The organism is Pseudoalteromonas sp. Z1A2 (genome assembly GCF_011378755.1).
In the GTDB taxonomy this organism is placed as follows: Bacteria; Pseudomonadota; Gammaproteobacteria; order Enterobacterales; family Alteromonadaceae; genus Pseudoalteromonas; species Pseudoalteromonas distincta.
In genome coordinates this window covers 37860-57425 of sequence record NZ_WTKX01000019.1, presented here as the reverse complement: position 1 = coordinate 57425, position 19566 = coordinate 37860, and the positions used below count along the sequence as shown (strand labels likewise).

19 protein-coding genes and 1 tRNA gene are annotated in these 19566 nt (G+C 38.0%); 7 read left to right on the top strand and 13 right to left on the bottom strand.

The genetic code is table 11. The features are described from left to right. Nucleotides 1-65 precede the first annotated feature (65 nt). The 4 genes from GQR47_RS13650 to GQR47_RS13635 all read right to left on the bottom strand — a co-directional run bounded on the left by GQR47_RS13650 (nucleotide 66) and on the right by GQR47_RS13635 (nucleotide 7068). Nucleotides 66-2273 carry an EAL domain-containing protein gene (locus GQR47_RS13650; RefSeq protein ID WP_024597263.1) on the bottom strand — a complete coding sequence of 736 codons (2208 nt, stop codon included), beginning with the start codon at nucleotides 2271-2273 and terminating at the stop codon, nucleotides 66-68. A 59-nt stretch (nucleotides 2274-2332) separates the two neighbouring features. Then, nucleotides 2333-5551, bottom strand: coding sequence for a response regulator (locus tag GQR47_RS13645; RefSeq protein ID WP_165723903.1), 3219 nt, complete (start codon nucleotides 5549-5551; stop codon nucleotides 2333-2335). After that, the gene (locus tag GQR47_RS13640; protein ID WP_024603499.1) at nucleotides 5551-6813 is read right to left on the bottom strand and encodes an extracellular solute-binding protein; all 1263 of its coding nucleotides are present in this window, start codon (nucleotides 6811-6813) and stop codon (nucleotides 5551-5553) included. Before GQR47_RS13640 ends, GQR47_RS13645 begins: the two co-directional genes overlap by 1 nt. A 179-nt stretch (nucleotides 6814-6992) precedes the next feature. Then, nucleotides 6993-7068: transfer RNA gene (locus tag GQR47_RS13635), tRNA-Ala, on the bottom strand. Between the two features lie 166 nt (nucleotides 7069-7234). Between GQR47_RS13635 and GQR47_RS13630 the strand changes: the two genes are divergently transcribed. Beyond that, a complete protein-coding gene (locus GQR47_RS13630) occupies nucleotides 7235-7630 on the top strand; it encodes a hypothetical protein (RefSeq protein WP_024595811.1) in 396 nt (131 codons plus the stop codon). A 1-nt stretch (nucleotide 7631) separates the two neighbouring features. Further along, the gene (locus GQR47_RS13625; protein WP_024595812.1) at nucleotides 7632-8132 is read left to right on the top strand and encodes a prolyl-tRNA synthetase associated domain-containing protein; all 501 of its coding nucleotides are present in this window, start codon (nucleotides 7632-7634) and stop codon (nucleotides 8130-8132) included. On the opposite strand, the gene GQR47_RS13620 is transcribed toward GQR47_RS13625, so the two are convergent. Next, nucleotides 8099-9247: an MFS transporter gene (locus GQR47_RS13620; RefSeq protein WP_165723902.1), complete on the bottom strand. Its 1149-nt coding sequence runs from the start codon at nucleotides 9245-9247 to the stop codon at nucleotides 8099-8101. The two genes, GQR47_RS13625 and GQR47_RS13620, sit on opposite strands and share 34 nt — an antisense overlap. 198 nt (nucleotides 9248-9445) lie before the next feature. On the opposite strand from GQR47_RS13620, the gene GQR47_RS13615 reads away from it, so the two are divergent. From GQR47_RS13615 to GQR47_RS13600, 4 genes are all read left to right on the top strand, one after another. Further along, nucleotides 9446-9985 carry a DUF2058 domain-containing protein gene (locus GQR47_RS13615; protein ID WP_024595813.1) on the top strand — a complete coding sequence of 180 codons (540 nt, stop codon included), beginning with the start codon at nucleotides 9446-9448 and terminating at the stop codon, nucleotides 9983-9985. 183 nt (nucleotides 9986-10168) lie between these two features. Then, the gene (locus tag GQR47_RS13610; protein WP_002957866.1) at nucleotides 10169-10492 is read left to right on the top strand and encodes a c-type cytochrome; all 324 of its coding nucleotides are present in this window, start codon (nucleotides 10169-10171) and stop codon (nucleotides 10490-10492) included. Nucleotides 10493-10657: 165 nt separating this feature from the next. Further along, nucleotides 10658-11425, top strand: coding sequence for a class II aldolase/adducin family protein (locus GQR47_RS13605; RefSeq protein WP_024595814.1), 768 nt, complete (start codon nucleotides 10658-10660; stop codon nucleotides 11423-11425). Nucleotides 11426-11451: 26 nt separating this feature from the next. Further along, nucleotides 11452-12627 carry a mandelate racemase/muconate lactonizing enzyme family protein gene (locus GQR47_RS13600; RefSeq protein WP_007375956.1) on the top strand — a complete coding sequence of 392 codons (1176 nt, stop codon included), beginning with the start codon at nucleotides 11452-11454 and terminating at the stop codon, nucleotides 12625-12627. Nucleotides 12628-12721: 94 nt separating this feature from the next. Here GQR47_RS13600 and GQR47_RS13595 read toward each other — a convergent pair whose 3' ends face one another. From GQR47_RS13595 to zapB, 8 genes are all read right to left on the bottom strand, one after another. Then, on the bottom strand, nucleotides 12722-13093 hold the full coding sequence (locus GQR47_RS13595; protein WP_024595815.1) for a hypothetical protein: 372 nt from the start codon (nucleotides 13091-13093) through the stop codon (nucleotides 12722-12724). 49 nt (nucleotides 13094-13142) lie between these two features. Then, nucleotides 13143-13982 carry an amidohydrolase family protein gene (locus tag GQR47_RS13590; protein ID WP_024595816.1) on the bottom strand — a complete coding sequence of 280 codons (840 nt, stop codon included), beginning with the start codon at nucleotides 13980-13982 and terminating at the stop codon, nucleotides 13143-13145. Further along, nucleotides 13979-14707 (bottom strand): SDR family oxidoreductase, encoded by a 729-nt coding sequence (locus GQR47_RS13585; RefSeq protein WP_024595817.1) that lies wholly within the window; start codon nucleotides 14705-14707, stop codon nucleotides 13979-13981. Before GQR47_RS13585 ends, GQR47_RS13590 begins: the two co-directional genes overlap by 4 nt. Before the next feature lie 21 nt (nucleotides 14708-14728). Next, on the bottom strand, nucleotides 14729-15217 hold the full coding sequence (locus GQR47_RS13580; protein ID WP_002957860.1) for a peptidylprolyl isomerase: 489 nt from the start codon (nucleotides 15215-15217) through the stop codon (nucleotides 14729-14731). Between the two features lie 66 nt (nucleotides 15218-15283). Then, on the bottom strand, nucleotides 15284-16753 hold the full coding sequence (locus GQR47_RS13575) for a LysM peptidoglycan-binding domain-containing protein (RefSeq protein ID WP_024595818.1): 1470 nt from the start codon (nucleotides 16751-16753) through the stop codon (nucleotides 15284-15286). A gap of 55 nt (nucleotides 16754-16808) precedes the next feature. Continuing rightward, complete coding sequence (locus GQR47_RS13570) at nucleotides 16809-17831, bottom strand: MBL fold metallo-hydrolase (RefSeq protein WP_024595819.1); 1023 nt, start codon at nucleotides 17829-17831, stop codon at nucleotides 16809-16811. Nucleotides 17832-17894: 63 nt separating this feature from the next. Then, the gene (locus GQR47_RS13565) at nucleotides 17895-18200 is read right to left on the bottom strand and encodes a cell division protein ZapA (RefSeq protein WP_002957856.1); all 306 of its coding nucleotides are present in this window, start codon (nucleotides 18198-18200) and stop codon (nucleotides 17895-17897) included. Next, the gene (gene zapB / locus GQR47_RS13560; protein WP_002957855.1) at nucleotides 18200-18430 is read right to left on the bottom strand and encodes a cell division protein ZapB; all 231 of its coding nucleotides are present in this window, start codon (nucleotides 18428-18430) and stop codon (nucleotides 18200-18202) included. The genes GQR47_RS13565 and zapB overlap by 1 nt, the downstream gene beginning before the upstream one ends. Before the next feature lie 238 nt (nucleotides 18431-18668). Here zapB and rlmJ point away from each other — a divergent pair, with 238 nt between their 5' ends. After that, on the top strand, nucleotides 18669-19508 hold the full coding sequence (rlmJ, locus tag GQR47_RS13555; RefSeq protein WP_024595821.1) for a 23S rRNA (adenine(2030)-N(6))-methyltransferase RlmJ: 840 nt from the start codon (nucleotides 18669-18671) through the stop codon (nucleotides 19506-19508). Nucleotides 19509-19566 lie beyond the last annotated feature (58 nt).

Here is a 19566-nt window from a genome sequence, read left to right as displayed (position 1 = left end):
AATTAAGTCCATAAAAAGCCGAGCATATTTATGCTCGGCTTTTTAGTTTATAAATCACGCTACAGTTACTTTAACTTTTTAAACCAATCACTTGCAGGTTCTGGTCTATGCAAATAATAGCCTTGCAGAATAACCTCAGGATACTCCTGTAGTAAATCAAAGTGGGACTGGTTCTCTACGCCTTCAGCAACTATCTCGAGTTCAAATAAACGACCTAAGCTTACAATCATATCAATAATTAGTTTATCGTTGTTATCGGTAGGAGCCTCTAAAACAAAAGAACGATCAATTTTAAGTTCTTGTATTGGTAATTTTTTTAGGTAGGTTAAGCTCGAATATCCAGTACCAAAGTCATCAATTGATACTCTAATACCTAGCTTCTTGAGAAAGTGAACAGCTTCAATAGCCGCTTCCATATGATTAAGTAACGTACCTTCAATTATCTCAATAGTGAGTTGTTGAGGATTAATGTTATGTTGCTTTATCTGTTGGCTAATAAAGTTTAAAAAACGCGCTTCATGAAAGTGCCTGCCACTTATATTAATTGATAAGTTTAACTCAGGGTGGGTTTTACTAAGTTGCGTTAGTATTTCAAGTGCATTTGAAGTTACCCAGCAATCTAAATCATAAATTATGTCTGACTCTTCGGCTATAGATATAAACTCACCAGGGCTAATAAAGCCTTTTTGAGGGTGCTCCCATCTTAATAAAACCTCAGCGCCCTTAAGAGTTTGGTTTCGATCAAATTGGGATTGTAAATATAGCGATAGCTCATTATTTAAAATAGCTTTACGTAAATCTTGTTCTATTTCAAAACGGCGTTTTGCTTGCTCGCCAAATGAAGTATCAAAAAAGGTAACTCTATTGCCGCCTTTCTCTTTTGCTTTGTAACAGGCCGCTTCACAGTTACGAATAGTCTCAATAGCACTTTCCCATTGATCTTCTCGTGGAAAAATATAGGTGCCTATACTTACTGTTAAGCTAACGTCTTGTTCGGCAACGACAAGTGGATGGTTTACACTTGCAAGTAGCTCTTGGGCTTTATTTTCAGCCATAGCTTGAGCTCTAGCTCTGCCCACACCTTTTTCAACTGTACATAGTACTGCAAATTCATCACTACCTAAGCGAGCAATAACATCTTTTTTACTCACGTGAGTATGGATTCGTTTAGTTAATTCTTTTAAAATATTATCGCCAGCGAGTAATCCTAATCCATCATTTATTGAGTGGAAGCTGTCTATGTCAATAATATAAATATAGGCATAACTATTTTCGGTACTGCAAACCTGAAGTTGCTGCTCTAACTGCTTTAAAAAACCATTTCGGTTGGGTAAACCTGTAAGTTCATCGTGCCATGTTAGGTAGTCAATTCTTTCTTGGGTTACTTTAACGCTCGAAATATCACTAAATACACCAATATAGTGCACGTTAGTATCTTGATCGCCTTTAACCAAACTGAGAGTTAGTAGCTCTGGATAAAGCTCGCCATTTTTTCGTCTAGTTACAAGTTCTCCACTCCAATAGCCTGCTTGATTCGCATGTTCCCATACTTGGTCAAAGCTAATGCTAGGATGGTTATTTTGTTTAATATCGTGCAACTGCATTTGTAGTGAGTCTGATTCACAGTAACCGGTTATACGGCAAAATGAAGGGTTTACGGCTATAATTTTGCCATTACTATCGGCAATAACAACACCATCAGCGGTTCCCGTTAGGGCTTGGTAAAATAACTTTTGTTTTGATGAGAGTTCTTTTAATTCTTCTTCTCGCTGGCTAAGCTCTTTCGCAAGAGACTCTATTTCAAGTAGCTTGTCGTGCAGGTCAAAGTTTTTTTCGATAAGCCTATCTAGCATGCCTTGAGCGGTAATATGAGTGCGTATACGTGCTCTAACTAGGGCTAGTTTATAAGGCTTGTGGATATAATCAATTGCGCCCATTGCAAAGCCTTTTTCTTCAGACTCTTCTTCTGTAAGCGCTGTTACAAATATGACAGGGATCCCTTTGGTATTTTGTTTCGCTTTGAGTATATTACATACTTCGTAGCCGTCCATGCCTGGCATCATTATGTCTAATAAAATCAAGTCAGGCCGAGTTGACTCAATAAAGATCAAAGCCTGCTCACCACTAGTAGAAATACGTACATCGTAGTCAGTTAAAAGTCCTTCTACTAATACGTGTAAATTACTAGGTTCGTCATCAACAATAAGAATTAAAGGTTTATGCTTTTGTTCTGTGGTTAATCCATTACTGTTTGCGAGGTAATTTGAATGCACTATCTGTCCTTCTCTGCGTTCTTTACAATATTAAATCTAGTTCAGGTTAGTGGTTATGCCTAATTTTTATTATCGTTTCTATACATATCAATAAGCTCAATTACTAACGCGTAGTTAAAATGATCAATTGCTTCTTTGAGCTTAAATAGGGAGTGGCCTCTCTCATATTGATTCATTTCTAGCTGTCTAACCAAACTGCTAGGTACGGGGCGAGCGGTTAATGCTAATGAGTATATATTATCGATAACCGAGTCTTCGTTTTCTAGTTCATGTTGCTGTATATGTTCTTTTTTAAAGCTGTCAGCTATCAAAAATTGTTTTACAGCAAAAAGTGTAAGTATTAATTGCTCATTAAAATGAGATAAATTAATAATTTTCTTATCTATTAAGCTTTTCTCAACACTTTGCGCGCTTTGTTGCAGCAGCTCCAAGCCTAATGTGCCGGCCAGTCCTTTGAGTGTATGTACTAGTCGAATTAAGCTTTCTAACTCTCTATTTTTGATTAACATATCAGCTTTAGTCGAAAAGTCATTGTAATCGTTGACAAACTGAGTAAATAATTTAGTTAACAATTCGTCATTGTTTTCTAGGTTTTCTTTTGCTAATGGCAGGTTTATAGTGCTCAGAGGTTCATTACTTTGCAGATGCTTTTCTATGCTTTCGTAAAGTGAATCAAAAATAATCGGTTTTACTAAAAAGTCATCCATACCGGCTCTAAATGCTGCTTTTTTATCATTAGGGTCTGCGGCTGCCGTAATAGCAATTATAGGAGTTTTGTAGCCTCGCTCTCTTAATATACTTGTTGCTTCTAGTCCGTCCATAACTGGCATTTGAACATCCATAAAAATAATATCGATGTCATTTGTCTCTATTTTATCTAATGCGTCACGTCCATTGTCAGCAATGTTCACGGTCATATCTAGTCTTGCTAAAAGGGCTGAGGCTATTTCTTGGTTAATTTTATTATCGTCAACAACTAATGCATTAAAACCCGAGAATTTAGGGTGAGGCTTTAATTGCTTTTCTTTAAAATTATTTGGTGAGAGTGCTCTTAAAATTTCTACTTCACTATTTTTATTACCAATATTTATAATGTCTATATTTTCATTTTTTGCAATTGGCTCAGGAGACTCTTCATCGGTAATTAATAAAATAAGTGTTAATTTTTCATTAGCGTTTTTATTTTGAGCGTACAGTTGTTGTAAAATAAAGTTATCGTTGAGCTCTTTTTTTTCTATCGACATTATTACAATACTAAATGGGCTACTAGGCTGAGACATTTTTGCAATGGCTCTTAATGGTTCTTGTGTTGTTTCTGTCGTTATATTTATATCACTTAGTAAGTCCATTAATTTTTTAATTTGCTCATTATCAGGGCTAATTAATAAGGCGTGTTTTTTAAGCTTTTGTTGCTCAGATAAAGTAAAGGGTAGAGTAAAGAAAAACTCGCTACCTTGATTAATCGTGCTCCTTACTTGTATATCTCCGCCCAGCAATTTAGCTAATTGTTTGCTTATAGTGAGTCCTAAACCGGTCCCACCATACTTTCTTGTTGTGCTTGAATCACCTTGCGAGAAAGACTGGAATATAATTTTTGATTGCTCTTCAGTCATCCCAATACCCGTGTCTTTTATACTAAAGCGAAGGTTTATTGTTTTTTCGTGTTGAGATGTCGCTTCTATAATTAATGATATTTCACCATGCTCAGTAAACTTAATTGCGTTACCTACACAGTTATTTATTATTTGGCTTAAGTGCATTGGGTCGCCAATAAGTTCAAGCCCTGCATCAACGTGTAAAGTAAAGTTTAATAACAAACCTTTTTGCTTGGCATTTGTTGAGAATAAATTTTGAACGTTAGAAACTATAGTATGTAAGGTAAAAGGGATTTGCTCTAACTGAACTTTTTCCGATTCTAGCTTAGAAAAATCCAGAATATTGTTTAAAATCTGCAATAAATTTTGAGCACTTGAAAAAGCTTTATCTGCGTAGTGTTTTTGCCTTGAGGGAAGCTCGCTGCTTTGTAAAAGTTGCAACATACCTAATATGCCATTCATTGGGGTGCGAAGTTCATGACTCATATTGGCTACAAAATCTATTTTTGTTTTATTGGCTTTATCGGTTTGCTCCATGGCACTCGTCAGGTCGGCATTCATTGCTTCCATTTGGGAATTTAATACGCGGGTTTCATTGAGTAGCTCTTTGGTTTGCTTATTTTTTAAATATAAAGCGTTAGCTGCTTTTATTACCGATGCTATTTCAGTTTGATTTTGGCTGTTATTTGAAATAGTTACTGGCTTTTCGCTATTCATATCTTTAAGTAATAAAGTGAGCTGAGTAATTGGTTTTATAACCGATCTAAAAATAAAATAGCTTAAAAATAAAATGATTAACATAATTAAAACGGCAAATATATTTGCCTGTTCTGTATTTTTTGTTAAGTGGCTACTTAGTAGCTCTTCTGTTTTGATTAGTTTATTTTTTTCTATGTTTTTAATTTCATTAGTTAAATACAGCAATTCGTTTTCTATGCCTGTAAGCACTACATTTACAGAAAAAGTGTAGCTACGGGTGAGTAATACAAGTTGGTTATAAGCTTGTTTTAAGCTTGTTGTTTTATTGGAGAGGGATTCATTTATTACAGAGGTGCTCGTTAGTTTTTTATGTAAGTGATTTAAGTTTTGTTTTACATTTTGTGCTTCATCAAAATTAGGTTTATAGAGGTAGCTTATAATTGCATGTTTTAAATTACTTATTGTGAGTAAAACATCGTTAAAAATAACTTTATTATCATTGTTTGAAGACCCTTCTAAATCACTAATTGTTACTTGTAAGTCATCAATAGGTTGTTTGAACTGAGTAATGTAAAGGTGTTCGCGTTTTTGTCTGTTTACGACAACTTGGCCAAATGTATCTTGGTAATTATTTAAATACTCGCCAAGGCGTATTAGTGAGTTTTGATACTCAGGGGTCTGGTTTTGAGTGTTTGTTTTTAGCTGCTCGAGATTTAGATTTGCCTTATTTAAGTAAAAATTAAATTTGGTAATCGTATTTTCATTTGCATTGTCAATAAATGAAACTGCATGCCCTTGCAGGGAAATAATATCGTTTTCTAAGTTAGTTACAGCTTCACTTTGAATAAGCGCGTTATGTTGCGATTTTTGCAAGTTAAGTAAAGACGTTTGCGAATAGTTAAACAAATAGCTCTGTAAAAGAAGTAATCCAATCAGCGAACACAGAGCTAATATTATTTTTGATTTAATTGAGTTTATTATCATTATCGGCTAATCAACTCATACCATTTTTGCAGGCTGTAGTCATAGGTTGGCATAACTGTATTCCACACTGCTACATTACTAAAGCGTTTATGGTAACTACCGCCATTACGTTGCCCACCTGCTTTTACAGCTACGTCGCCATTGGTATTTAATAAATCTATGTTTGTTGCTTTTCCACCGTACCAGTAATCCCATTCAGACTGAGATAGGAGTAGTTTAGAGCGTTGTGGGTTACTAATGTAATAACCTTGGCGAGCAATAAATGCACCAGGCCAGCCTGAAAGCCACCAATTCATATAATCGTACGCAGCATCTTTTGCGCTACTTTGTATTTGTGACGATAAACACATAACACCATGCCAGCCTCGGTAGCCTTCTTTTGGTGCGGCAAATCGTACATTAATATTTTGGCTGTTTAATGCAGACACGGCAGGCGAAAACATACTTTCTATATGGGCTCGTTTACTTTTCATAAATTCAATCGACTCAGGAACCGAGTTCCAATAGCCACTAAAGTGACCTTGGCGTTTAAAATCGAGTAATATACTAAACAATCTATCAAGTTCTGAGCGGGTCATTGCACCTATATTGTTAAATTTTATAAGTCCTTTACTTTGCGCTGCTAGGGCTAGGTCAAATAATCCAATGGTAGGCGCATTTACAATAGCTACTTTACCTCTGTTCTCGTCATCAAGCAGCCAACTCCAGCTTTCTGTTTCGTATGCTATACCGGGCTTAATAAAGTCGGTGTTGTAACCAAAAGAGTCAACATTATGCACATAAGGTAAAAAGCTAATATGATCGCTTTCTTGTGCGCTTAACGTGCCATCGGGTTGAACATTTAATAATTTATAGGGGGCATCACCTGCACCAATACTTGCAGTTTCGGTTAGTTTTCCCGTTTTAGTAAGTGGATTTATTTCGTTAAAGTAGGTGAGTCGTTTTTTTTCTATTGGCAGAATGGAACCTGCATCCCAAAGCACATTAATGCTGTTTGACCACTGTTCGTATAAATCAAAGGAGCTAGGGTCCATTGATGCCTTTTGCAAAACAGCAGCGCTGCCTGCGGGAGTAAATTCTATATTAATACCCAAGTCACTCATCGCTTGCTTGCGGATAGCCTCTTGGAGTGTTACATGCGTACCAAGCACTCTTAATGTGACTTTTTTTCGGGCAAAAACATAAGGCGCATGTGTTATTGCACCTGCTGTTAAACCTATTGCAGCTAGCTTTTTTAGCGTTGAACGCTTAGGTATGTCCATGTTAAGCCTAAAGTACTAATGTGTGACATTATGTATAGCTAAGAACTTGTAAAGACACAAGTTGAATGGATAAATTTAAAATTATATAGAATGAAAAATTAGAATATTAGGGTGTCAAAAAATAATAAAAACAATGGAAAAATAGAAGAGTAGAGCGAATTTGAAAAGGAGTAGGAAAGTGGTGGAGCTAAGCAGGATCGAACTGCTGACCTCCTGCGTGCAAGGCAGGCGCTCTCCCAGCTGAGCTATAGCCCCACATTCCTAAGTTACATATAATGTAACTGCTTGACTGCTGAGTTCCAAGCGGGACGAACTTTAAGTTTTTTTATAAATTTGGTCAAGTATTTTTTCGTAAATTTTCACTGTTTACGTCAATTTTTGTTAGACTCGGCTTAATTCAAAACTAAAACGATAAAAAACAATGAAAAAATGTGTTCTAGCGCTTATGGTTTTACTCGCTGGCTGTGCCTCAAATGATGAGCCGCCTTTTGAAATAAATAATAAACAGTTTCACGAAAAGCAAGATGATCAAGGCAATAAGCTTTTTGCTTATGTTGTTTCGGTAAAAGCTAAGCATCGTGAAAACTTTAACCTTGACCGTGGTTCTAATAAGAGCCCAAGTCGTGGTGAGGTTAAGCAGTATATAGAGAAAGAGCATTTTGAAGAATCGAGCATTCTGAAGTTACAGCTAGAAGACCAAGCAGTTGAATTATTAAATCAAGAGCTAAAAGATCGTAAGTATTGCGACAATAAGCATGAAGTTAATGATGTTTTATGGCGAGATTTGAGTGTACAACTAAGAGGGCGTTGTTTGTAATATGTTGGCGGATAAAACTAAGTTAGCAGAGCTTTTGGCGCACCTAGATATTAACTATGATGTAATAGAGCATCCGCCGCTGCATACTAGCTTAGCGGCAGATGAGTTTATGATTGAGCGCCCAGGTACTCGTCTTAAAAACCTATTTTTACGCGATAACGAAGGCAAGCGACACTTTTTAGTTATTACAGCGCACAATAAGCAACTCGACTTAAAGGCACTATCAAAGCAACAAGGGCTTTCACGCTTAGGGTTTGCATCGAGTGAGCGGCTAGCTAAATATTTAAAAGTGGCTCCTGGGTGTGTATCTATGTTGGCTCTTTTAAATGATAAGCAAAACGAAGTGAGCTTATGGGTTGAGCAAGATATTTGGCACGGTGATTTGTTTCATTGTCATCCGTTTGAAAACACCCAAACATGGTTGCTTAGTAAAGCTGATTTAGAAACATTTTTTAATTACACAAAGCATCAACCGCGCGTTGTATTTTTACCCTCAAAATAAGCCCACATAATTAACGATAAACCACATAAGCAAACCGCAAGCAGCGTAAACATAAACGCTGTTTGCCCATGATGTTGGTATACCACACCGGGTAATAACGACCCCAATGCGCCACCACTGTAATAAAACGATACATATCCGCCATTGGTTACACTTGGTGGGGCTTTACTTATTTTATTAACGAGCGGTGCGGCAGTTGAATGAATCACAAACATAGCACCACAAAACAAAGTAAATGCGATTAAAAATAAGCTAAGCTGATGGCTCATTAATAAAATAATACTCACACTATAAAAACTAAATACCGCAGTTAATAAATGCCAAGGCGAAGGGACTTTTTTAAGTAACCAAGGTGCAGCAATAGAGGCGAGGGCACCAATTAAATAACCACTGTAAACTAAACCTATGTCACGAGTATTGGTAATTAAAAACGTGTTTTGTAATATAAACGGTAAGTAATTAAGCAGTGCAGCGAAGCAAAAAAACATACAAAAAACGGCGCCGTAAACTTTAAGTACAGCGCCTTCTTTAAGTTGTTTAATGTAATCGAGTGGGGAGAGCTGCGACTGTTTAGCTGGGTTTGTAAAGCGGGAATGCTTAACTGTCAAAGCTAAGCAAAGAAGCATAAAAGCAATTACGTAATAAAAGCTCTGCCAATTCCATAAGTCGCTAAACAAAGCGGCAAGCACACGTCCAAAGTAACCACCAACTATACTGCTACCAATATATAGGGTCATATTTTTTTGAAGTGTATCAGCGCTATAACTCATGCCTATATAGCTAGTCATTGCTGTTAAAGCTGCGGGGAGCGTTAAACCCTGTAAAAATCTGACTAATAATAAAAGCTCAAAGCTAGGTACATAAATAAAAAGTAAGCAGCTAAGGCCTAAAAGCACCATTGCAATACGTAATATAAGTAGTGGATTTATTTTTGCTAAAAATAAACCATAAACGAGCGGGGCAATGGCTAAGGGCAGCATAGTTGCAGTCATTAAGCTGCCAGCTACCGCAGGTGCTACATTAAATTCGCTCGCAAAAAGGCTAAGTAGGGGTTGCGGTGCATAAAGCACAAAAAATATAAATACCGAGCAAACGAGTAGATGAGGTAAACGCATTATATGGCTTGTGCATTTGCTGATTGGTTGTCTGGTATTGTATTAAAAATTGGTTTTAATTCATAATTAAAACCATAGTCATTGCGCTATATCATGGTTTGTTTTAACTAGTTTGCTAGATTAATGTCGATAGCGCTGTTATTTGAACTCGTTGGTGATTAAAATAGCGATAATATTAGTTTTTAGTGGAACAAAGTCATGGGTTCATTACAAGACCAATTGCTTCAAGCAGGATTAACAACATCGCATAATGCTAAAGTTGCTAAATCAGAAAAGCGTAAGCAACAAAAAAAGCAAAAGAAAGGGGCTACTAGCAACCCAAGTGATCTGCAAAAGCATATTCAACAAACCAAGCTAGAGCAGCAAAAAAAAGCTGAAGAGCTTAACCAAACACGCCAAGTGAGCTTAAAGCAGCGCGAACAAGAAGCGCGTGTTAAACAAATTTTAGAGCACCACAACCAAGACGCTATTCGTGGTGAGCGCACATTTAATTTTACTTATCAAAATAAAGTAAAAAATATCGACGTGAACGAGAAAACGCAAAAAGCGTTATCGGGCGGTCGTTTAGCTATTTGTGTACTAGAAGGGAAATTTTACGTACTAGACGACGAACCAGCACGCAAAGTGGCTGAAGTTGACGAAAAGTATATTGTTTTTCATGTAGAGCCAGAAAGCAAACCAAAAGATGAAGATGACCCATACGCAGACTTTGAAGTACCAGATGATATAGTGTGGTAATAAGTTATTAAGGGTAAGCTCATTTTTATTTGCTAAAGTATATAAAAGTGAGATAGAAACGAGTTAGCGGTTTTTGGTTAAGTTGATCGTCTAGCGTCGTTTCGTACGTATGCTTTTTATTTGATTGTTTACTACAATCAATAGAACAGTTTTTCTAACCGTCAAAAAAGAAGAGTAAATACAATGAGCAAGATGAAAACACTACTATTAGGCGCGGGTATTACTTTAGCCGCAAGCTTCTCGTTTAATGCAGCAGCTGCCGATGGCGCTGCACTTTATACCGCTAAAAATTGTCAAACTTGTCATGGCGCTGAAGGTAAAGCACCAATTATGGGTATGTACCCTAAACTAAACGGTCAAAACAAAGACTACTTAGTAGCGCAAATGAAAGATATTAAGTCAGGTGCACGTAATAACGGTATGACCATGGCTATGAAAGCAATGGTTGCAACGGTAACTGATGAAGAGTTTGAAGCAATTGCAGATTACCTAGCTAACGTAAAATAATTTACGCAGCTATACCATTTTAATACAATTGGTATTTTAGTTTTACAAACAGCCACACAATAGTGTGGCTGTTTTGTTTGGTGTTTGCTATAAAATAGAGACTGCTTTAGACTTCTAAACATCTGTTCGTACAGGTTAATAATGTACGTTTTTAAAAGGCTCATTATGTTTGATTTACCCCAACTCGATTTAAAAAATAAAGTATCAGCACAAGAGTGGCAACTTCGTGTTGATTTAGCCGCATGTTATAGACTGGTAGAGCACTTTCGTTGGGGGGATTTAATCTATACGCATTTATCAGCACGTTTGCCTGGCACCGACCACTACTTAGTGAATGCGTTTGGTTTAACCTTTGATGAAGTAACAGCCTCTAATTTAGTAAAGGTCGACTTAGACGGTAACATTATTGACGATACGCCATTTAGTATTAATCCAGCTGGTTTTACTATTCACAGTGCGATTCACGAGGTACGCGAAGACGCTCATTGTGTTATTCACCTTCATACTAAAGAAACAATCGCAGTCGCTACACAAAAAAATGGTTTATTACCGCTTAGCCAATATTCAATGTTTTCAATGCCATCGCTTTCTTATCATGGTTACGAAGGGCTTGCAGTAAACGAGGACGAGCGAAAAGTGCTGCAAGATGATTTGGGCAGCACTAACCATATGTTATTGGTAAATCATGGTGGCTTAACAGTAGGCCCAACGGTAGGCGATGCGTTTATGCGCTTTTATGATTTACAGCGAGCGTGTGAAATTCAACTAGCGCTACAATCAAGCTCGCAAGAGGTGATTGAAGTACCGCAACCTATAATCGACAATATTTATAATCAAGCAAACGTAGTACACAGTGGCAGCACCGGCGGGCAACTTGCGTGGCCTGCAATGTTACGTAAAGCGTATCGACTTGACCCTAGTTTTGCAAAATAACCCATAGCGGTTAATAAGGAATTTTAATGAAAGTAAATCGCGTTGAAGTATTTGATATTCACTGTCCTGATAGACCTTCTTGGACACCTGTGTTTGTACGTATTCATACTGACGAAGGTATTAGTGGTGTTGGCGAAGCGGGCCTTGCATACGATTTAGGTCACAGTGCTGCAGCGGCTATGATTAAAGAAATGGCCGACGCCTTTTTAATCGGCCACGACCCTTTTCAAACAGAAAAACTATGGTCACGTATGTTACGTGAAAGCTTTTGGGGCTTAGGTGGCGGACCTGTTGTATATGCTGCAATGAGCGCAATTGATACCGCACTTTGGGATATAAAAGGTAAAGCGCTTGGTTTACCTGTATACCAGTTATTAGGCGGTAAAGTTAACGACAAACTACGCACTTACGCTTCGCAATTACAGTTTGACTGGGATAGCGAATTTAAAGCCCTAGTACAACCGCAAGAATATGCAGAAGCGGCTTTAAAGGCGATGGCCGAAGGTTACGATGCAGTAAAAGTAGATCCAATTCAGTACGATAAAGACGGTAATACTTATTATGACCGTACAAAAATAATTTCACGTACTGAAATGAAGCTATACCGTGCGCGTATGCAAGCTATTCGCGAAGCAGTAGGCGACGAAGTGGATATTATTTTTGAATGCCACAGTTTACCAGGTGTTACAACAGCCATTCAGCTAGGTGAAATTGCAGAAGAATTTGACTGTATGTACTTTGAAGAGCCAGTTAACTATTTAAACCATTCATTACATGCAAAAGTAGCAGATAAAGTTAATGTGCCAATTGCTGGTGGTGAACGTTTGTATAATCGCTGGGGTGTGCGCCCGTACTTAGAAGATCAAAGTATTGATGTTCTACAACCTGATATTGGTTTATGTGGTGGTTTTACCGAAACCAAAAAAGTGTGTGATTACGCTGATATTTTTGATGTGCGTATTCAAGCTCACGTATGTGGCGGGCCTGTTGCAACAGCAGCATCACTGCACTTAGAAACGGCTATCCCTAACTTTTTGATTCATGAGCACCACACTTATGCGATTAAAAAGTGGAACCGCGAGTTATGTTTACAAGACCCACAACCTAAAAATGGTTTCTTTGAAGTGTCAGAAGAGCCAGGGTTGGGTATTGAATTAAATGATGAGATTGTTATGCGTTCTCAACGCGTAGAAATAAAATAATAGTCTTTTAACCTAACTTTAGGTCATGCATTAAAAAGCCGGTAAGTGATTAGTCACTTACCGGCTTTTACTTGTTTGGTAAAGTTTTAGCTTGTTATAACTCGTTAATTCTACATTCTACGTCTTTAAGCTCAATAGTGGCTTTACTATCAAGGTGGCGTATATAGCATTGCTTGCCTTTAATCATCAATTCAAACTGATCGGGTGTATTGCGACTTTGCGTGTCGATAATATTATTACCATCCACATTGCTAAGGGTTACTGTGCTGCTGGTAGTAAATACATTCTCAGCTAATTGAGTTTCTTGTATATGTACAAGTGTTTTAATTGCTTTGCTAACGGCTGTTTTATTTGGCTTTGCCAGTAGAGCATGTTGCAGCTTAGGTGTAGGGTCTGGATTTTGAGATATGCAGCCATTGAGAAAAAACGCAGAAAATACAACGATTAGTAAAAAGTACATTTTCATAAATTGGCCGTATTATTATAAAAAGAGAGTTTAATATAACTAGTTTTACTTAAACTTGGTAGTAGTGCTTAGCGTTTGCATAGCTAAGGTTATGCCATGTCTTATCGTTTGAGCATAACGCCTTATGGCAGTGCCATAGGGTGTTGTAGCTTGTATTTATTTGGCACACAGGGAAGTTGCTAGCAAACATAATACGCTGCTGGCCAAAGTGATTAAAAAGAAAATTAAAACACGCGGCTTGTTGCTCACTGGTGAGCCTAAGTAATTCAAAACCAGAGAATTTAATTGCTATGTTGTCGTGCTGAGCAAGTAACTCAACACCTTGTCGCCAATCATTTAAATTACTTGGCAGTCCTGCATGATTAATTATAATTTGAAGCTGCGGTAGCTGCTTAGCGTAGTAAGCTATTTGCTTGGTTATTTCGCTATTTTCAATATCAAATTGAGCTTCAAAATGCAGTTTATTTGTAGCCAATAAATTAAGGTTATTAATACAATGAGGGCTTTTTAGTCTCACTGCATCATCTTCTTCGGTTATATCTCTTATACCACAAAGGCTTGAATGAGCCAGTGCATTTAGCGCGTGATTAAATTGCTCTGCGGGCGCATCAATTTGGTTGTAACTAATAGCCTTAAATGAAAGGTTTTTTAAATGCGAGCTTAGCCAGTTTAACTCGTTTATAGGTGATTGATTATCAAACCCAGCCTCAATGTGCACAATACCCGCAAGTTCAAAATCAGTACTTTTAACAAGTTGCTTTGCACTTATTGGTTGTTTAATTTTTTCTAGGTTAGGCCATGCTGGTGGGTTTTCGCCTTGTAGCCAAGTATATTGCCCCTCGGCAAGATTAAAAAAATGCACATGAGGGTCAATAATTTGCATGCTCATTGGGCTGTATAGCCGCCATCAATACTTTGTAAGCTACCAGTAATAAAGCTGGCATCGTCGCTTGCTAAAAAGCTCACAAGAGCAGCAACTTCGTCGGCTTGACCTAATCGGTTAAGCGGTTGCAGACTTGCTTCCTCGGCAACTATTTCAGCTTTGTTTGCGCCACTTTTTGCGCAGTACGCATCTATCGCGTTATGAAATAGCGGGGTTTCTATTGTGCCAGGGCATACCGCATTTACTCTAATATTAAAGCTCGCGTAATCAAGCGCCGTTGTTTTGGCCATTGAGGCAAGGGCATGTTTTGTTAGGTTATACGCAAAAGAGTTTTGCTTACCTATAATTGCTTGATCGGATGCGACTAATATAATAGCGCCGCTATTTTGCGCTTTCATGCTTGGCAATACGCTTTGTACTGCGGCATACGCGCCTTTAACATTAAGCGCAAAAAGTGCATCGAGAGTTTGCTCATCGGTGCTTTCTATATTTGCGCTTAAGTGTTTTCCAGCATTAGAAACAAGTACATCAATACGTTTGCTTTGTTCACAGATAGCGTTGATGCAGCTTTGTACCGCCGATACATCACTTACATCACACTGATGAAATATACCAGTTTCGCTTGGCTCTATATCAAGGTTATGTACTTTATAGCCATTACTTAGCAAACGCTTTACAACGGCTAGACCAATTCCTTTTGTACCACCTGTAACTACTGCAACTTTAGACATACTTACTTCCTTTATTGCTAACTAGTGAGAGTGACCGCAGCCGCCTTCAGCGTGCACATGTCCGTGAGAAACTTCTTCACTCGTCGCTTCACGTACAGATACAACTTCAACGTCGAACGTTAGTGTTTTGCCCGCAAATGGGTGGTTTAAATCACAATCTGCGTTAAAACGACCAACCTTAACAATAGTAACCTGATGACGACCTTGGTTAGAGCTAACCATTGCTGTCATACCTGGTTTCCATACTTTAACGTCGCCTTGTAGATGCTTAAGCGGAATACGTTGAATTAAATCATCAACACGCTCGCCGTACGATTCACTTGGCTCTAGAGTTACACTAAATTTTTCGCCGGCTTCTTTACCTTCAAGTGCTTTTTCTAAACCAGGAAGCATGCCTTCGCTGCCATGAATGTAAGTAAGTGGCGCTTCGTTTGTGCTACTTTCAATTTGCTCGCCCGCTTCGCTAAGGGTGTAATGAAATTCAACTGCTGAATTTTTGCTAATTTGCATGCTTGTCTCTTCAAATAATAACTATGATAGGGCGCAATTTTACGCGAAATATACTTGTTTATAAACTTAACGTGGCTGATTTAGTGTTTTTTGTAAATTTAGCAGAAAATCTTTTTTTATTGGTGCTGCTTTTTGCTTTTCAGCCTGTGGTATAAACAGTACTAATTGAGTGCCAGGCTTTAAAATGCTCGATGCAGAGAGTTTGTTCCATTTTGCCAAGTCGCTATGAGGTACATCGTAAAGCTGACTTATACTCCAAAGGCTATCGCCTGACTTAACTTCGTAATCTATTTCAATGGTGGGGATCGCAATCTCTTGGTGTTCTAAATAAGGGCTGATTTTGTAATCAACAGTTAATGTGCTTGGCAGAGTTTTAGGTTGTCCAACTAATAACTTTTCTCCAACACCTATTAAATTATTATTTTTATTATTAAGTTGTTTTAAAGCTTTTACAGACATACTAAAACGCCTGGCGATACTGTAAAGCGTATCATTTTGTTTAACGATGTACTCTCCAGCAAAGTTTGATTTGAAGAACTGACTTTTTAATAATGCTTCTTGCCCTATAGGCAGCAGTAAAGTATGCGGCCCGTTAGGTGAGCTTTGATTTTTTAAATATCCCTGATTAATAGCATGTAACTGCTTTGAACCTATACCAGAGAGCTTGGCAATGACTGAAAAGTCGAACTGCTGGCCTATGTTCATCTGTGTTGTAAATGGTTTATATGCTAGCTTTGGGCGTTTAATGCCCTTTTGTGGATGTTTAACTAAATAACTTAAAGCGAGTAATTTGGGTACATAGTCAGCAGTTTCTTTTGGCAGACTGAGCGACCAGTAATCGGTGCTTTTACCGCGTTTTTTGTTTTTTTCGATTGCACGTTTAACACGGCCTTCACCACTATTATAAGCGGCCAAAGCGTGTAGCCAATTACCATCAAAGCGTTTATGTAAGTAACTTAAGTAATCAAGTGCAGCATCGGTTGAAGCAAGTACGTCTTGGCGCCCGTCATACCATTGGTCTGACTTAACACCAAAGTGATGCGCCGTTGCGCCAACTAATTGCCAAACACCAACAGCTTGCTGTGATGAGGCTATTGTTGGTCTAAAATCGCTTTCTACAAATGGTAGTAATGCGAGCTCCATAGGTAATTGCTTTTGCTCAATTTTTTTTACGATGTGATACAGGTAAGGCGCTGCGCGTTTGCTCACCGTTTGTAAGTAGTTAGGTTGCTTTGCATACCAGCTGATACGCTTTTTTAAAGCGCGATTTTGATAAATCGTAAAGTGTAGATTATTGGCTATATGCACCCACAGATCGGTGGTTTTTGGTGGGCGCTTTTTTACGATTGTTTTTTTGAATTGAAGTGGCGTAACTAGCTCATTAATTTGAGGCGTTTGAGCTACTTCCTCGTCAATATCATAAGTATAGTCAGGCTCAAAATGAGTAAATATTTGTGGAGCTTCTTGTGGTTCTTGCTCCGTTGATTGACAACCAAATAACAAAATACCCAAACAACATAAAACCAAACTGCGCATAGTGATCACTTTTGTAAATTCCTTTTATTATTTTAACACAATCCGTTGTGTTGAGTTATTCTGCGCTTTTTGTGCGATTTAGGCCAGCTTGTAAAAAGAAGTTGCTCGATTTTATATTAAGCGCTTCTTGTTTATAAGGCTCAATAACTGATTCAGGAAACGATAGCATTAACTGCTCAATACTTTGATCTTTATTGTTTTTAACGTGCTCTGTTATGGCTGTTAAAAATGATAGTGGCTGTTTCAGCTGCTCTTTTGTTAATGTGCCGCCGTGGCCAGGTATAATAATAGTGAGCTTTTCGTCGTTAATATATTGCTTAAGCAACGTTTGCCAACTTTTAAGTTCACCGTGTCCAGGGTAAGGAAGCCAGTCAACGATATCGCCACCAATCAGCACACTGCCATTATTAGTAGTAATAGTTAAATCACCGTTAGTATGGGCTTGCTGCGGCTCAAGCGTTACCTCAAAACCACCAAGGTCGATAATTTTACGACTATTAATGACTATTTCGGGTTTGCTAAGCTGATACTCCTGCCAGCGAAAAAGTCGCTTTTTTGCAAGCTTTAACTTATCACGCCATTTAGGTTGCTCTTCTTTGGGTACATTCGCTAATCGTTGGTAGCTCAGCTCAATGCTCTTTTCATAGGTGTCTAGTTTGTCGGTATATGCTGTTTGGTAAAGGCTAAAATTTTTATTTACTTGCTGATGAACAACGAGCTTGGCATCAGGATAATAATTTTGCATAACCGCCATACCGAGCAAGTGATCGTCATGGTAATGCGTGGCAACCAAATAGCATAAAGGTGTTTTAAGGCGTTTTTTTAAATCTTCAGCAAGTTGTTCAACTGCAGCAAAATTGGCACTCGTATCAACCAGTAGGGCACATTTTTCGCCTTCAATTAATACTTGGTTAGAGTCGTAAAAGCGAAGCTTGTCTTGTTGCTTTAAAAACTGAATATGAGGGTTTATTGTATTCCAAATAACGGCAGCGTAGGTGCTAGGTGCTATTGATAGTAAAGTGCATGACAATAGTAAGTGCTTACATGAAGAGGTTATGTTTGAAAGTTTTAACTTCATTTATTATCTCTACGCTGAGGTTTAATTACTTTAATAATAAACAAAAAGCGCAGTATGCGCTTTTTATTTTTGGTGTTTGGGGTCATTTGCCAAATGCTGACTGAGTTTATCAATCAATTGGTCTTGATGCTGTTGTTCAACTGTAGCCTGTGTTTTTGCTTCTAGCAATTCGTGGCTTAAGTTTAATGCTGCCATTAGTAGGGCTTTTTGATCGTTTCTAACGGTTGAGCGTTGTTTCATTTGCTCAACTAAGTCATTTAGATTTTTAGCTGCTGCTATTAATGCATCTTCCTGCCCTTCGGGGCAAGCAAATTGCTGCTCTTTACCTAGCAACTCAACAGTGACCCGCTGGTTTTGCAGCTCAGACATTAGCTAGCCTGTTGTGCGCTTTGTAATTTATCAAGAAGACCAGATAAAGTAGTGCTGGCATCTTTTTGCTTTTCTTCATTTTCTAAAGCTTCAAGCTGTAGTAATTCGTTTTCATCGCTTAGTTTAGTGTTCTGTTCTTTTAAAGTAGCAACATCTGTTTGTAATTGATTATTACGTTCGATTAAAGAATCGATCAGTTGTTCGAGTTGTTGAAGAGTAGTGTTGTTCATAAAGGCGCTCATATAACTGTAATTAATGTCATGCAAATGTAAAGCAAAGTGTGTTGATTTGCCAGCATTTACGGTGGTTTTAGCTGATTTTTCTTCTGCGTTAAGGGATAATTCAGCATATGAGCTTTTTCATTCAGAAATGGTTCACTTTAACACTCTCTTATCTTGGTGTGAGTTGCCAAAGCCTAGTGCTTATGGTTCACTTACGATATTAAATTGCGTATGGCGAAAATAAATAATGCTTAGTTACAGACACTCATTTCATGCGGGTAATCCTGCCGATGTACTTAAACATTTAGTACTGGCACAAGTACTAAATTACCAAACAATTAAAGATAAACCGCTTGATTATATAGATACGCATTCGGGAGCTGGCTTTTTTGAACTGGCGGCCGCTGATGCGCAAAAAACGCAAGAGTATCAAGATGGTATTGAAAAACTTTGGCAACATAAAAGTGAACATGCAGAGCTTAATGAGTACATTGAATTAATTAAGTCATTTAACGACACTGACGAACTTGCATTTTATCCGGGTTCACCAAAAATTGCAGAGCATTACTTGCGCCGCCAAGATAAGGGTTGGTTTTTTGAACTGCACCCGCGCGATTTATTATTACTCGAAGAAAATATGCAAGGTAAGCGCTCCATTCGTGTGCGCGGAGAAGATGGCTTTACCGGCTTAGTAGGATTATTACCACCAGCATCTCGCAGGGCGTGTGTATTAATTGACCCACCGTACGAAATTAAAGATGACTACGAAACGGTTGTAAAAACCTTAGTTAAAGCTCATCTGCGTTTTGCTACAGGTACTTATATGATTTGGTATCCGGTAGTAGACAGAGAACGCATTGATAATATGGAGCAGGGCTTAATTGATTCAGGAATGCGCAACATTCAGCTATTTGAATTAGGCACTGAAGCGGACACTGACGTACACGGCATGACAGCATCTGGCATGATTGTGATTAACCCTCCATGGAAGCTAAAGCAAACAATGGATGCAATAATGCCTGAACTTGTTGATTTGTTGAGTGAGCCAAGTGGTTTTTACAGAAGTGAACAACTCGTTGATGAGTAGCTTTAAATAGTGCTTACAATGAATGATAAAATGCCCAGTTTTGCTGGGCATTTTATTT